Raw genomic sequence first — 15,652 nt, 5'->3', positions numbered from 1 at the left:
GTCTCTCAAATAAACAGCACGACAGTGTTCTCTGTTTACAGAAACACCTTCGGGTTGTGAGGTTAAGTGACTAAGCGTACACGGTGGATGCCTAGGCAGTCAGAGGCGATGAAGGGCGTGCTAATCTGCGATAAGCGTCGGTAAGGTGATATGAACCGTTATAACCGGCGATACCCGAATGGGGAAACCCAGTGCAATTCGTTGCACTATCATACGATGAATACATAGTCGTATGAGGCGAACCGGGGGAACTGAAACATCTAAGTACCCCGAGGAAAAGAAATCAACCGAGATTCCCCCAGTAGCGGCGAGCGAACGGGGAGGAGCCCAGAACCTGAATCAGTTCTTGTGTTAGTGGAAGCGTCTGGAAAGTCGCACAGTAAAGGGTGATAGTCCCGTACACTAAAATGCATTAATTGTGAGTTCGATGAGTAGGGCGGGACACGTGACATCCTGTCTGAATATGGGGGGACCATCCTCCAAGGCTAAATACTCCTGACTGACCGATAGTGAACCAGTACCGTGAGGGAAAGGCGAAAAGAACCCCGGCGAGGGGAGTGAAATAGAACCTGAAACCGTGTACGTACAAGCAGTGGGAGCCTACTTTGTTGGGTGACTGCGTACCTTTTGTATAATGGGTCAGCGACTTATATTTTGTAGCAAGGTTAACCGTATAGGGGAGCCGTAGGGAAACCGAGTCTTAACTGGGCGAATAGTTGCAAGGTATAGACCCGAAACCCGGTGATCTAGCCATGGGCAGGTTGAAGGTTGGGTAACACTAACTGGAGGACCGAACCGACTAATGTTGAAAAATTAGCGGATGACTTGTGGCTGGGGGTGAAAGGCCAATCAAACCGGGAGATAGCTGGTTCTCCCCGAAAGCTATTTAGGTAGCGCCTCGTGAACTCATCTTCGGGGGTAGAGCACTGTTTCGGCTAGGGGGCCATCCCGGCTTACCAAACCGATGCAAACTCCGAATACCGAAGAATGTTATCACGGGAGACACACGGCGGGTGCTAACGTCCGTCGTGAAGAGGGAAACAACCCAGACCGCCAGCTAAGGTCCCAAAGTCATGGTTAAGTGGGAAACGATGTGGGAAGGCATAGACAGCCAGGATGTTGGCTTAGAAGCAGCCATCATTTAAAGAAAGCGTAATAGCTCACTGGTCGAGTCGGCCTGCGCGGAAGATGTAACGGGGCTAAACCATGCACCGAAGCTGCGGCAGCGACGCTTAGGCGTTGTTGGGTAGGGGAGCGTTCTGTAAGCCGTTGAAGGTGACCTGTGAGGGTTGCTGGAGGTATCAGAAGTGCGAATGCTGACATAAGTAACGATAAAGCGGGTGAAAAACCCGCTCGCCGGAAGACCAAGGGTTCCTGTCCAACGTTAATCGGGGCAGGGTGAGTCGACCCCTAAGGCGAGGCCGAAAGGCGTAGTCGATGGGAAACAGGTTAATATTCCTGTACTCGGTGTTACTGCGAAGGGGGGACGGAGAAGGCTAGGCTAGCCGGGCGACGGTTGTCCCGGTTTAAGCGTGTAGGGGGAGTGACCTGGTAAATCCGGTTGCTTATTCAACCCTGAGGCGTGATGACGATGCACTACGGTGCAGAAGTAGTTGATGCCAAGCTTCCAGGAAAAGCCTCTAAGCATCAGGTAACACAGAATCGTACCCCAAACCGACACAGGTGGTCAGGTAGAGAATACCAAGGCGCTTGAGAGAACTCGGGTGAAGGAACTAGGCAAAATGGTGCCGTAACTTCGGGAGAAGGCACGCTGGCGCGTAGGTGAAGAGACTTGCTCTCGGAGCTGAAGCCAGTCGCAGATACCAGCTGGCTGCAACTGTTTAATAAAAACACAGCACTGTGCAAACACGAAAGTGGACGTATACGGTGTGACGCCTGCCCGGTGCTGGAAGGTTAATTGATGGGGTCAGCCGCAAGGCGAAGCTCTTGATCGAAGCCCCAGTAAACGGCGGCCGTAACTATAACGGTCCTAAGGTAGCGAAATTCCTTGTCGGGTAAGTTCCGACCTGCACGAATGGCGTAATGATGGCCAGGCTGTCTCCACCCGAGACTCAGTGAAATTGAACTCGCTGTGAAGATGCAGTGTACCCGCGGCAAGACGGAAAGACCCCGTGAACCTTTACTATAGCTTGACACTGAACATTGAGCCTTGATGTGTAGGATAGGTGGGAGGCTTTGAAGCGTGGACGCCAGTCTGCGTGGAGCCAACCTTGAAATACCACCCTTTAATGTTTGATGTTCTAACTCGGCCCCGTAATCCGGGGTGAGGACAGTGTCTGGTGGGTAGTTTGACTGGGGCGGTCTCCTCCCAAAGAGTAACGGAGGAGCACGAAGGTTAGCTAATCACGGTCGGACATCGTGAGGTTAGTGCAAAGGCATAAGCTAGCTTGACTGCGAGAGTGACGGCTCGAGCAGGTACGAAAGTAGGTCTTAGTGATCCGGTGGTTCTGAATGGAAGGGCCATCGCTCAACGGATAAAAGGTACTCCGGGGATAACAGGCTGATACCGCCCAAGAGTTCATATCGACGGCGGTGTTTGGCACCTCGATGTCGGCTCATCACATCCTGGGGCTGAAGTAGGTCCCAAGGGTATGGCTGTTCGCCATTTAAAGTGGTACGCGAGCTGGGTTTAGAACGTCGTGAGACAGTTCGGTCCCTATCTGCCGTGGGCGTTGGAAGATTGAGAGGGGTTGCTCCTAGTACGAGAGGACCGGAGTGAACGCACCACTGGTGTTCGGGTTGTCATGCCAATGGCACTGCCCGGTAGCTAAGTGCGGAAAAGATAAGCGCTGAAAGCATCTAAGCGCGAAACTTGCCTCGAGATGAGTCTTCCCTGGGCCTTTAAGGCCCCTGAAGGAACGTTTAAGACTAAGACGTTGATAGGCTGGGTGTGTAAGTGCAGCGATGCATTGAGCTAACCAGTACTAATGATCCGTGAGGCTTAACCTTACAACACCAAAGGTGTTTTAGAGAGACAGATTTTCAGCGAAGTTCCGAGATTGGTTTCAATGGCTACGTGAGTAGCGGTTGGAATGAAACAGAATTTGCCTGGCGGCAATAGCGCGGTGGTCCCACCTGACCCCATGCCGAACTCAGAAGTGAAACGCCGTAGCGCCGATGGTAGTGTGGGGTCTCCCCATGCGAGAGTAGGACACTGCCAGGCATCAAATTAGTGTGCTGATATGGCTCAGTTGGTAGAGCGCACCCTTGGTAAGGGTGAGGTCCCCAGTTCGACTCTGGGTATCAGCACCACTTTATTTAAAGTGGGTTTAGAAGTTCGGCAAAAAGAATTAAAAGAATTTGCTTGGCGGCAATAGCGCGGTGGTCCCACCTGACCCCATGCCGAACTCAGAAGTGAAACGCCGTAGCGCCGATGGTAGTGTGGGGTCTCCCCATGCGAGAGTAGGACACTGCCAAGCATCAAATAAAGCAACAAGCCCTACGTGAAAGCGTAGGGCTTTTTGTTTTGTCTGCTGTATATCGTTCTGCTCGAGCATGGGCATGCGAAAAGCCCGTCGGGAGCGGGCTTTAACGCCGCTTGCGGCGGCCCCGAAGGGGTGAGTCTCAGGATGAGACGAGTCGTGTAGGACACTGCCAGGCATCAATTAAGCCAAGAGGCCATCCGCAAGGGTGGCCTTTTTGCTTTTTGCGTTTCAAAACTACGATCTCCCGCCTGTTCCGCCGCTATGAAACATTTTCACCTTTCCGTTGAATACTCGACATTGCAGTAAAAAACCGCTATCTTCGGGCATCTAGAAGTCTAAACGTTTAAATGGATGTGTGGGGATTAAGCAATGCCGATTCGTGTTCCTGATGAGTTACCTGCAGTTAGTTTCTTGCGCAATGAGAATGTCTTTGTGATGGCATCCTCAAGGGCAAAAACACAGGAAATCAGGCCGTTGAAAGTGCTGATCCTTAACCTGATGCCAAAGAAGATCGAGACGGAAAACCAGTTTTTACGCCTGCTTTCCAACTCTCCTTTGCAAATTGATATTCAGCTGTTACGTATCGACAGCCGTGAGTCCAAAAACACGCCTGCGGAGCATCTGAACAACTTTTATTGTGATTTTGAAGACATCCAGGATGAGAACTTTGATGGTCTGATCGTGACGGGGGCGCCGCTAGGGTTGGTTGATTTCTGCGACGTTGCTTACTGGCCGCAGATTGAACGAGTAATAGATTGGGCCAAGAACCACGTGACCTCCACGCTGTTTGTCTGTTGGGCAGTACAGGCGGCATTGAATATTCTGTATGGTATCCCAAAGATGACCCGTGAGGTGAAGCTCTCTGGCGTCTATCAGCACCAAACGTTGCAACAGCATGCGTTGTTGACCCGCGGTTTTGATGAGACCTTCCTGGCGCCTCATTCGCGCTATGCGGATTTCCCTACCGAGATTATTCGGCAGTACACGGATCTGGATATCCTGGCCGAGTCGGAGCAAACCGGGGCCTATTTGTTCGCCAGTAAGGATAAACGGTTGGCGTTCGTGACCGGGCACCCAGAGTATGATGCATTAACCCTCGCCGGTGAGTATTGTCGCGATAACGAAGCAGGTCTCAACCCGGTAGTGCCGCTCAATTACTTCCCCGACGATAACCCCGAACATACCCCCAAAGCTTCCTGGCGCAGCCATGGTCACCTGCTGTTTGCCAACTGGCTTAACTACTATGTTTACCAGATCACACCGTACGATCTGCGCCATATGAACCCGACCCTCGAATAACGTTTTTTGCTTTAGCTGGCGGCTGAATCGAGGCCGCCGGCACACCTCTTCATGACGCTTTTCCTCTTAATTACCTGCCATTCTTACTAAAACTCATTATCTAACAAATACTTGATGTAACTATTGCCAGGTAATGGAACCGGTTTCCTTACTTGCTGGTATTGTTATTTTTAATAACTAATTGATAACAAAAGGTTAATTAAATATTTAATAATAAAATGGAAATCGTTTTTGATTTTTATTTTTAGTTGAGTATTCTTAGATCCAGTGAGATGAGATCTGACCAGTTGAGGATCATTTTATTCATCCTGATCCGCACTGATTTCTGATGAAGATGTGCCCGCCTGACTTACAGCGTCGGTGCACAATGATGGGAAGGAGCAAGACAATGACGCAACAGATAGCAGGCACGGAGTTAACGTTTACGCAGAGTTTCACCGCGGCTGAACGGCAGGTGCTGACGGATGACGCGGTCGAATTCCTGGCGGATCTGGTGAGTAAATTTACTCCGCAGCGCAACAAACTTTTGGCTGCGCGTGCCTGTTGGCAGCAGAAGATCGATCAGGGCGAACTCCCGGATTTTATTTCGGAAACTGATTCCATTCGTAATGGTGAGTGGAAGATCCGCGGCATACCTGAGGATCTGCGCGACCGTCGGGTTGAAATCACGGGGCCGGTTGAACGCAAGATGGTGATCAATGCCCTGAATGCCAATGTGAAGGTCTTTATGGCGGATTTCGAAGATTCACTGGCGCCGAGCTGGGACAAAGTGATCGATGGGCAAATCAACCTGCACGATGCGGTGAATGGCACCATTTCTTACACCAATGAAGCCGGCAAGATTTATCAGCTGAAGCCCAATCCAGCGGTATTGATTGCGCGCGTACGTGGCCTGCATTTGCCGGAGAAACACGTGCAGTGGCAGGGCGAAGCGATCCCAGGCGGCCTGTTCGATTTCGCTCTGTATTTCTTCCACAACTACCGTCAACTGCTGGCAAAAGGCAGCGGACCTTATTTCTACCTGCCCAAAACCCAATCCTGGCAGGAAGCCGCCTGGTGGAGTGAGGTCTTCAGCTTTGCCGAGGATCGTTTCTCCCTGCCGCGCGGCACCATCAAGGCCACCGTATTGATCGAAACGTTGCCGGCGGTATTCCAGATGGACGAGATCCTCTACCACCTGCGCGATCATATCGTCGGGTTGAACTGCGGCCGTTGGGATTACATCTTCAGCTATATCAAAACGCTGAAAAACCATGCGGATCGGGTCCTGCCGGATCGCCAGTCGGTCACGATGGACAAGTCATTCCTCAGTGCTTACTCCCGCTTGTTGATCAAAACCTGCCATAAGCGAGGCGCTTTCGCCATGGGGGGCATGGCGGCGTTTATTCCGAGCAAAGACGCCGAGAAGAATGCCTGGGTGTTGAACAAGGTGCGGGCGGATAAAGAGCTGGAGGCCAATAACGGCCATGACGGCACCTGGGTGGCGCATCCGGGGCTGGCGGATACCGTGATGGAAGTGTTCAGCAAAGTGCTCGGCGAACGCCGTAATCAGCTGGAAGTCCTGCGTGAGAACGATGCGCCGATCAGCGCCGCGCAGCTGCTGGAACCCTGTGATGGCGAACGGACCGAAGCGGGTATGCGCGCCAATATTCGTGTGGCGGTGCAATACATCGAAGCCTGGATTTCCGGCAATGGCTGCGTACCGATTTACGGCCTGATGGAAGATGCCGCGACGGCGGAAATCTCCCGTACCTCAATCTGGCAGTGGATCCATCACCAAAAGAGCCTGAGCGATGGCCAGTTGGTCACTAAGGCGCTGTTCCGCCAGATGCTGAAAGAAGAGATGTTGGTGGTACGTGAAGAGTTGGGTGAGGCGCGTTTTAATGCTGGCCGTTTCGAAGAAGCCGCGCGCCTGATGGAACGTATCACTACGCAAGACGAATTAATCGATTTTCTGACGTTACCTGGCTATGAGCTCCTGGCCTGAACCCGTTCCTGACCATTAACCCTACATTATTGAAAAGGATAAAAATTATGTCTACCTCTCGTGCTCAACAGATTCAACAACTGGAACAGGAATGGACATCGGCTCGTTGGGAAGGCATCACCCGCCCGTACAGCGCTGAAGACGTGATTAATCTGCGCGGCTCGGTAAATCCGGTCTGTACGCTGGCGCAAAACGGTGCCGCCAAGCTGTGGGAACTGCTGCACGGTAAATCACGCAAAGGCTATGTCAACAGCCTGGGTGCGTTGACGGGCGGGCAGGCACTGCAGCAGGCCAAAGCCGGCATCGAAGCGATTTATCTGTCTGGCTGGCAGGTCGCTGCGGATGCCAACACCGCCTCTGCCATGTATCCGGACCAGTCGCTGTACCCGGTTGATTCCGTGCCGGCCGTGGTTAAACGCATCAACAATACTTTCCGCCGAGCCGATCAGATCCAGTGGGCCAATAAGATTGAGCCGGGCAGCAAGGGTTACACCGACTACTTCCTGCCGATCGTCGCCGATGCCGAAGCCGGTTTTGGCGGCGTACTGAATGCTTTTGAACTGATGAAAGCCATGATTGAGGCCGGCGCTGCCGGGGTGCATTTCGAAGACCAATTGGCGGCGGTGAAAAAATGCGGTCATATGGGTGGCAAAGTGCTGGTGCCTACCCAGGAAGCGATTCAGAAGCTGGTTGCAGCGCGTTTGGCTGCTGACGTGCTCGGAGTGCCAACGCTGGTCATTGCGCGTACCGATGCCGATGCCGCCGATTTATTGACGTCTGACTGCGATCCATACGACAGCGAGTTTGTCTCTGGCGAACGTACTGCGGAAGGTTTCTTCCGTACCCATGCCGGCATTGAGCAAGCGATCAGCCGTGGCCTGGCGTATTGCCCTTACGCCGACCTGGTGTGGTGCGAAACCTCCACGCCGGATCTGCAGGCAGCCAAGCGTTTCGCCGACGCTATTCACGCCAAATTCCCAGGCAAACTGCTGGCATACAACTGCTCGCCGTCGTTCAACTGGAAAAAGAACCTGGACGATCAGACGATTGCCCGCTTCCAGGAAGAGCTGTCGGCGATGGGATACAAATACCAGTTCATCACGCTGGCGGGCATCCACAGCATGTGGTTCAACATGTTTGACCTGGCGCACGCTTATGCACAGGGCGAGGGCATGAAGCACTACGTCGAGAAGGTACAGAAACCTGAATTCGATGCCGTTTCACGCGGCTACACCTTCGCATCGCACCAACAGGAAGTGGGGACCGGCTATTTCGACAAGGTCACTACCATCATTCAGGGCGGCACCTCTTCGGTAACGGCGCTGACCGGTTCGACGGAAGAACAGCAGTTCTGAGGCCGCAGAGCTAACAAAATCTAAATCAGGGCCTGCTTATGCAGGCTCTCTTTTCTGGCGGGAGGTAAGGATGGCGGCGAAACTGGAGCTGTTGATCGCACAGACGATACTGCAGGGTTTTGATGCGCAATACGGCCGCTTCCTTGAAGTGACCGCCGGTGCGCAGCAGCGTTTTGAGCGCGCAGACTGGCCGGCGGTGCAACAGGCGATGAAAAAGCGTATTCACCTGTATGACCATCACGTCGGCCTGGTGGTGGAGCAACTGAAGTGCATCACCGGGCAAAAGTACTTCGATGCTGATTTCCCCAGCCGGGTGAAGGCGGTGTACACCGACTTGCTGCCGGAATATCCCCGTTTTGAGATTGCCGAAAGCTTTTTCAATTCGGTTTACTGCCGCCTGTTCAAGCACCGCGATCTGACGCCGGAAAAGCTGTTTGTTTTCAGCTCTCAACCTGAGGGACGCTTTCGCGATATCCCGCGCCCGCTGTCGCGTGATTTCACCGCTAACGGCGACGTGTCGGCGATGTTGTACAACCTGCTGACCGATTTGCCCTTACGGCTACCTTGGGAAAATTTGTCGCGCGACATTGATTACATCACTCGGGCGTTGCAACAGAGCTTTAGCGCGCAGCAGCTGGCGGGGGCGACATTCCAGATCGCCAATGAGCTTTTTTACCGCAACAAGGCCGCCTGGTTGGTGGGTAAGCTGCGCGTGGCGCATACGGTCTATCCCTTCCTGTTACCGATCCACCACAGTGATTCCGGCGACCTGTTTATAGATACCTGCCTGACCAGCAAGGCCGAGGCCAGCATCGTGTTTGGCTTCGCCCGTTCTTATTTTATGGTTTATGCACCGCTTCCGGCAGCGATGGTCGAGTGGCTGCGTGAGATCCTGCCGGGCAAAACCACCGCCGAACTGTATATGGCGATTGGCTGCCAGAAGCACGGAAAAACGGAGTGTTACCGCGAATACCTGACGTTTATGGCCGGCTCGCAGGAGCAGTTCATCATCGCGCCGGGAGTGAAAGGCATGGTGATGCTGGTATTCACCCTGCCGTCGTTCGATCGGGTGTTCAAGATGATCAAGGATGAGTTCGCACCGCAAAAAGAAGTGACGCAGGCACAGGTAATGGCCTGTTACCAACTGGTGAAAGAACATGATCGCGTTGGGCGTATGGCGGATACCCAAGAATACGAGAATTTTGTCGTCGACAAGGCGCGTCTCAGCCCGGAGCTTTTGGCTGAGTTGCAGCGTGAAGTGCCGGACAAACTGGAGGACCTTGGCGATCGCATCGTGATCAAGCATCTGTATATGGAACGGCGCATGACACCGCTGAACCTGTATCTGGAGCAGGCCAATGAGCAGCAGATGCGTGACGCCATCGAAGAGTACGGCAATGCGATCAAACAGCTGGCCGCCGCCAATATCTTCCCCGGCGATATGCTGTTCAAGAACTTCGGCGTGACCCGGCACGGGCGGGTGGTGTTCTACGATTACGATGAAATTTGCTACATGACCGAGGTGAACTTCCGCGATATTCCACCGCCGCGTTACCCGGAAGACGAATTGGCCAGCGAGCCGTGGTACAGCGTGTCAGCGAATGATGTGTTCCCGGAGGAGTTCCGGCACTTTCTGTGTGGCGACCGGCGCATTCGACAGGTGTTTGAAGAGCTGCATAGCGATCTGTTCGAAGCAGATTACTGGCGCGGGCTGCAGCAGCGCATTCGCGATGGGCATGTGGAAGACGTATTCGCTTACCGCAAGAAGCGGCGTTTCAGTCAGCGCAGCGGAGTGGAATTACCTGCGACCTCGGCAGCGACGTAAGGGCGCGGCACGCCGCGCCCGATAGCATTAAGCTTTTGCACCGGCAACGGCGGCCCGCGCCAATTCAGTGATGCGCGCGTAGTCGCCGCTTTCCAGCGCATCCGCCGGTACCAGCCAGGAACCCCCGATGCACAGTACGCTGTTTAGCGCCAGATAGTCACGGTAGTTGCTCGGTGAAATACCGCCGGTCGGGCAGAAACGTACCTGTGGGAACGGGCCGCCGATTGCCTGCAGTGCCTTCACACCCCCGTTGGCTTCCGCCGGGAAGAATTTAAACTCACGCAGCCCATGATCCATGCCCAGCATCAGTTCAGACACGGTGCTGATGCCTGGAATTAACGGGATTGAACCGGCAGTGGCCGCTTTCAGCAGATCGGCGGTCAGCCCCGGGCTGATGGCGAATTGAGCACCGGCATCGGTCACTTCCTGCAGTTGCTGCGGGTTGATGACGGTGCCGGCACCGATGATGGAATCCGGCACTTCTTTGGCAATGGCGCGGATCGCATCCATTGCACAGGCGGTGCGCAGGGTGACTTCCAATACCCGGACGCCACCGGCCACCAGAGCCTTCGCCAGGGGGACTGCGTGTTCCAATTTGTTGATGACAATCACCGGGACTACCGGTCCGGCCATCAGGATCTGTTCTGCGCTTGTCTTCCAATTGTTCATTAACGGTTCTCTCCAGTTATGGCCGCTGCGCGGCCACGCTATCGGTTAAAATTGAATGCAGCAGGCGCCCTGTTCGGCCCCGGAAAGCTGGCTGCGTAATGCGCCGAACAGTTCACGGCCACAGCCGATATGTTCTGCGCTCAGGTCAGGTTGGTAAGGCGCTCGCTGGGCCAGAACCTCGGCATCGACCAGCAATGCCAGCTCGCCGGTGCGGCCATTCACGCGGATCACATCGCCGTCCTGCACCTTGGCCAGCATGCCGCCGGTATAGGCTTCCGGGGTTACGTGGATGGCGGAAGAGACCTTGCCGGAGGCGCCTGAAAGGCGGCCATCGGTGACCAGCGCGACTTTAAACCCGCGGTCCATCAGTACGCCCAGCGGTGGCATCAGCTTGTGTAGCTCAGGCATGCCGTTGGCCTGCGGCCCCTGGAAGCGAACCACTACTACGCAATCGCGATCCAGCTTGCCGGCCTCAAACGCCGGCACGATGTCATGCTGGCTTTCAAATATCACCGCCGGCGCTTCGATAATCTGGTTGTCGACCGGCACCGCCGAGGTTTTCATGACCGCGCGGCCGAGGTTGCCTGCCAAGACTTTGGTGCCGCCGTGGTGTTCAAAAGGCTCGGTGACGCTGGCGATGACCTGGGGATCGAGCGAAGTATCCGCTCCCTCGCGCCAGGCAAGTTGACTATTATCCAACCACGGCTCCTGGGTATAGCGCTTCAGGCCAAAACCGGCCACGGTGTGCACGTCTTCGTGCAGCAGGCAGTGCTTTAGCAGCTCCCGGACCACCAGGGCGACGCCGCCCGATGCCTGGAACTGATTGATGTCCGCCGGGCCGTTCGGGTAGATACGGCACAGCAGCGGCACGGCGTCCGACAGTTCGGAGAAGTCGTCCCAGTTGATGATAATGCCGGCGGCGCGCGCCATCGCCACCATATGCATGGTCAGGTTGGTGGAGCCGCCGGTGGCCAACAGCGCAACGATGCCGTTCACCACCACCTTTTCATCCACCAGCTTGCCTATCGGCAGATAGTTGCCGGCGGTTTCGGTCAGGCGAGTGACCTGACGTGCGGCAGCGTCGGTCAGCGCATCGCGCAAAGGGGTATCCGGGTGAACGAAGGAGGCGCCCGGCAGGTGCAGCCCCATCACTTCCATTACCATCTGGTTGGTGTTGGCGGTGCCGTAGAAGGTGCAGGTACCGATGCCGTGATACGAAGCGGCTTCGGCCTCCAACAGCGCCAGGCGATCGACCTTGCCTTCGGCGTACAGCTGACGCACGCGCACTTTTTCTTTGTTCGGTAAGCCGCTGCTCATCGGGCCGGCAGGCACAAACAGCGACGGCAAATGGCCAAACGACAGGGCGGACATCACCAGACCCGGCACGATTTTGTCGCAGATGCCGAGGAACAGCGCGCCGTCGAACATATTGTGCGACAGGCCGATAGCCGAGGACATGGCAATCACGTCGCGGCTCATCAGCGACAGCTCCATGCCATCCTGCCCCTGGGTCACGCCGTCGCACATCGCCGGTACGCCACCGGCTACCTGACCGACCGCGCCTACGGCATGCAGCGCCTGTTTCAGCCGCTGGGGATAGTTTTCGTAGGGCTGGTGGGCGGACAACATATCGTTATAGGCGGTGATGATGGCGATATCGCTGCGCACCATGTTTTTCAGCGCAGTTTTGTCATCCGGCTGGCAGGCGGCAAAACCGTGCGCCAGGTTGCCGCAGGCCAACTGTGCGCGGTGTACGGTTTGGGAGCGCGCCGCTTCAATGCGTGCCAGATAGGCGGTGCGGCTCTGTTTTGAACGATCGATGATGCGTTGCGTGACACGGGATAGGGTGGGATTAAGCATACCTTCCTCACATGGCTATTGTTATAGACGCCGCCTATGGCGGTGCCCCCGGAGAGAGATTGCAGCCCTGATGTGCAAAGGCCGGGGGCGGTGTTATGTCGTTATCGTGGTTTAAAACAGGGTGAAAGCAATCATGCCGATGATGCCACCCACGCTGCCGAGGAGGGTTTCCATCACCGTCCAGGTTTTTAGCGTTTGCAGCTCATTGGCGCCGGTAAATTTGCCGAACAGCCAGAAACCGGCATCGTTGACGTGGCTGAGCACGATAGAGCCCCCGGCAATACAGATAGCCAGCGCGGCCAACTGCCCGCCGCCGAGGCCCAGTTGACTGGTCACCGGCAACACCAGACCGACGGTAGTCAGGCAGGCAACGGTGGCTGAACCTTGAATCACGCGCACCATGGCGGACAGCGCAAAGGCCGCCACGGCTATTGGCAGACCGGTGCCAATCATGGCGTCGCCCAGTGCCGGGCCGACGCCAGAATCCACCAGGATTTGTTTGAACACGCCACCGGCACCGGTCATCAGCAAGATGATCCCGGCGGGCTGCACCGCAGCCGAACAGATGGCCAGCGTTTGTTCGTTGGTCATGCCGCGCGGTTTTGCCAGACCATAAATCACGATCAGACAGGCAATCAAAATGGCGGTGAACGGGTGGCCAATAAACTCCAGCCACTGCTGCAGCTGAGAACCCGGCGTGACCAGACGTGCGCCAATGGTTTTCATACCGACCAGCACCAACGGGCAGAGTACCAGCGCCAGGCTAAAGCCAAATGACGGCAGGTTGCCCTTGTTGAGCGTCGGTTCGTTTTCATCCGCCGGCATTGGCCAGCTAACGAAGCGGCTGATAAAGCTGCCGTACAATGGGCCTGCAATCAGCATGCCGAGGATAGCGGCGACCAGGCCGATGGCGATCATCCAGCCGAAGTCGGCTTTCATTTGCGCCGCCAGCAGCATTGGCACCGGCCCCGGCAGCAAGAAGGAGGCCGCAGCGGCGACGCCGGCAAACAGGGGAATAGCCAGCTTGACGATGTTGCCGTCGGTGCGACGTGCGACGGCAAACACAATGCCGATCAGCAGTACCACCGCCACGTCAAAGAACAGCGGCAGGGCGCAGATCAATCCGGCGATGCCGAGCGCGTAATGCGCCTTACTTTGGCCGAAACGTTTCAGCAAATGTGCCGCAATTTGATCGAGTGCACCGACCTCGTGCAGTATCTTGCCGAACATGGCGCCCAGCGCCACTACGATAGCCAGGAAGCCCAGCGTATCGCCCATGCCTTTTTGCATGGTGTCGGCGATGCGGTCCAGCGGCATGCCGGAGAAAATACCGGCAGCGATAGACACCAACATTAAGGCGACGAAGGCGTGCATACGCGCCTTCATCACCAAAAACAGCAGTAATAGAACCGAGCCGACTGCAGTACCGACCAGCGTTACAGTATTCACGCGCATACGTCCTGAGGCAGGAAACTCTGAATATGTCGCACGGTATCGGCGATGACGGCTTCCAGCGGCTGGTTGATGTCCACGGACATGACGTCGCTTTCGTCCGCGCCCGGTTGCTCCAGCGCCGCGAACTGCGTTACCAGCATCTGTGGCTTGAAGAAGTGGCCGTTACGCGCAGCCAGGCGGGCTTCGATCACCGGAAAATCGCCGTGCAGGTAGATGAACGACAGGTTACCGTTACCGGCGCGCAGGCGATCGCGGTAGTGCTTTTTCAGCGCCGAACAGACAATGACCGAAACAGTATTGGTGCGTTGCATGGCGAAAGCCGCGTCGTTGAGTGCGGCCAGCCAGGGGGCGCGATCGTCATCATTCAGCGGTTCACCGGCGGCCATTTTCAGGATATTGCTGCGCGGGTGCAGAAAGTCACCGTCAAGGAACCCGGCAGACAGTTGGCGGGCCGCTGCGGCGGCCACGGCGGACTTGCCGCTGCCGGAAACGCCCATAATGACGTAAATACGGTTTTGATTATTGGTCATGGCTTAGCTCCAAAACGACAGGTGGCGTTACCCTATACAAGTTGTTACCGGTAACATGTTATCGGTAACATTGTCGAAGGAAGTTTCGCCGGTTGCAATCGGCTTCCGTTGGCAAAGTCATTATTTGTGATCGACTTCAACTATTTCAGGCTGACGTCCAGACATAAAACTTCGTTGAAGTTGAGCTGCGCGGATGCGTCACGGTGGGGATAATTGTTATGGGGAAAGGCTTGCGCAGCCACACTCTCTGCGCAAACCTGGGCATTTTTACGATGATGACTTTCGCCTAATGTGCCGGGTAATCCGCGCTGACGTTTATTTACTGCCTTGTTTTTGCGCTAATAAACGGTCGACTTCCAGCTTGGCTTCGCGGAATTGTTTTTGATATTCGGGGCTGGCCTGCAGGCGAGCGAAAGCGCCGGCAGCAAGGAAGCGACCCGCGTTGACATCGCTTTCCCAATGTACGCCGCAGATCAGACGACTACGACCAAACTCATAGCCTTTTTTCATTAACGGGGTTGCCAGCTGTGGCTCCATGGCGGTTAACGTCATGGCCCACATCATCCCGGTGACGGCATGACCAGAGGGATAAGAGCCGCCGTCGTTACTTAACGCGCTATGTTCTTTAGGCGTGCAACTGTCGATACGTAATGCCGAGTAGGGCCGAATTCGGCTAAACGCTTTTTTGGTGTCATTGGAGGCATAACCCGCATCGGTAAAAACTCGGCTGAGCAGCAGGTGCAAATGAGGCGTATTTTTACGTGAAATAGTGATGCCCAGCGCCGGCGAAAATGCGCTGCCAATATGGTTGAAGGAGAGCTTGGCATCTTGGATTGCCAGCTGGCCGCGTGGCGTATCGCGCAGCTGTCGTAATTCATGGAACGTTTCAATATCGCTTTTTGCTGCTGCGGAATGCTCTTTTGGCGGCGGCGGCAGAATTTTTGCGCCGTCAGGGTAATCTGCCGGTGTCAGATAACCCTTAATCCACCCTTTGATATAAGGGGAAAAACCCACGTCCGGATAACCGATATCGCTATAATCGGTGCGCCAGGTTTCAGTTGGATCGTTATTGGGTGCGGTATCGTTGTTTGCGTGGGCCGCCGATAAAAATGCCGTAGAACCCAAGAGTAATGCTAATGCTGCAAAGCACTTTGAGCGGGTTGCGTTTTTATTATTCTCTATTTTCATTATGATTCCCCTGTGTTTATATTCCGTTATTGGTCAGA

The 15,652-nt window shown here is 55.2% G+C and carries 9 protein-coding genes, 1 tRNA gene and 3 rRNA genes; 8 read left to right on the top strand and 5 right to left on the bottom strand.

Annotated elements, in window-relative coordinates; all coding sequences use genetic code 11:
* Positions 1-60 precede the first annotated feature (60 nt).
* The 8 genes from LQ945_RS11295 (at position 61) to aceK (ending at position 9,912) form a co-directional block, all read left to right on the top strand.
* Positions 61-2,970, top strand: a 23S ribosomal RNA gene (locus LQ945_RS11295).
* A gap of 98 nt (positions 2,971-3,068) precedes the next feature.
* Positions 3,069-3,184, top strand: a 5S ribosomal RNA gene (gene rrf, locus LQ945_RS11290).
* Positions 3,185-3,197: 13 nt separating this feature from the next.
* Positions 3,198-3,273 (top strand) — tRNA-Thr (locus tag LQ945_RS11285).
* Between the two features lie 51 nt (positions 3,274-3,324).
* Positions 3,325-3,440, top strand: a 5S ribosomal RNA gene (rrf, locus tag LQ945_RS11280).
* Positions 3,441-3,815: 375 nt separating this feature from the next.
* Positions 3,816-4,745, top strand: coding sequence for a homoserine O-acetyltransferase MetA (gene metA, locus LQ945_RS11275; RefSeq protein WP_269934043.1), 930 nt, complete (start codon positions 3,816-3,818; stop codon positions 4,743-4,745).
* A gap of 388 nt (positions 4,746-5,133) precedes the next feature.
* Entirely contained in the window at positions 5,134-6,732 is a 1,599-nt protein-coding gene (aceB, locus tag LQ945_RS11270; protein ID WP_269934044.1) for a malate synthase A, read from the top strand.
* A 47-nt stretch (positions 6,733-6,779) separates the two neighbouring features.
* A complete protein-coding gene (gene aceA / locus LQ945_RS11265) occupies positions 6,780-8,087 on the top strand; it encodes an isocitrate lyase (protein ID WP_182824827.1) in 1,308 nt (435 codons plus the stop codon).
* A 70-nt stretch (positions 8,088-8,157) separates the two neighbouring features.
* Positions 8,158-9,912, top strand: a complete 1,755-nt coding sequence (gene aceK / locus LQ945_RS11260; protein WP_270102895.1) for a bifunctional isocitrate dehydrogenase kinase/phosphatase — start codon at positions 8,158-8,160, stop codon at positions 9,910-9,912.
* Positions 9,913-9,939: 27 nt separating this feature from the next.
* On the opposite strand, the gene LQ945_RS11255 is transcribed toward aceK, so the two are convergent.
* The 5 genes from LQ945_RS11255 to LQ945_RS11235 all read right to left on the bottom strand — a co-directional run bounded on the left by LQ945_RS11255 (position 9,940) and on the right by LQ945_RS11235 (position 15,614).
* Complete coding sequence (locus LQ945_RS11255) at positions 9,940-10,581, bottom strand: bifunctional 4-hydroxy-2-oxoglutarate aldolase/2-dehydro-3-deoxy-phosphogluconate aldolase (RefSeq protein ID WP_270102894.1); 642 nt, start codon at positions 10,579-10,581, stop codon at positions 9,940-9,942.
* Between the two features lie 45 nt (positions 10,582-10,626).
* The gene (edd, locus tag LQ945_RS11250) at positions 10,627-12,441 is read right to left on the bottom strand and encodes a phosphogluconate dehydratase (protein ID WP_270102893.1); all 1,815 of its coding nucleotides are present in this window, start codon (positions 12,439-12,441) and stop codon (positions 10,627-10,629) included.
* 111 nt (positions 12,442-12,552) lie between these two features.
* Positions 12,553-13,890 (bottom strand): gluconate transporter, encoded by a 1,338-nt coding sequence (gene gntU, locus LQ945_RS11245; RefSeq protein WP_044553905.1) that lies wholly within the window; start codon positions 13,888-13,890, stop codon positions 12,553-12,555.
* Complete coding sequence (gene gntK, locus LQ945_RS11240) at positions 13,887-14,426, bottom strand: gluconokinase (RefSeq protein WP_020837209.1); 540 nt, start codon at positions 14,424-14,426, stop codon at positions 13,887-13,889. Before gntK ends, gntU begins: the two co-directional genes overlap by 4 nt.
* A gap of 315 nt (positions 14,427-14,741) precedes the next feature.
* Positions 14,742-15,614, bottom strand: coding sequence for an acid phosphatase (locus LQ945_RS11235; RefSeq protein ID WP_270102892.1), 873 nt, complete (start codon positions 15,612-15,614; stop codon positions 14,742-14,744).
* Positions 15,615-15,652 lie beyond the last annotated feature (38 nt).

This window comes from Serratia liquefaciens (genome assembly GCF_027594825.1).
Lineage (GTDB): Bacteria > Pseudomonadota > Gammaproteobacteria > Enterobacterales > Enterobacteriaceae > Serratia > Serratia liquefaciens_A.
This window is presented reverse-complemented; position numbering and strand designations above follow the sequence as displayed.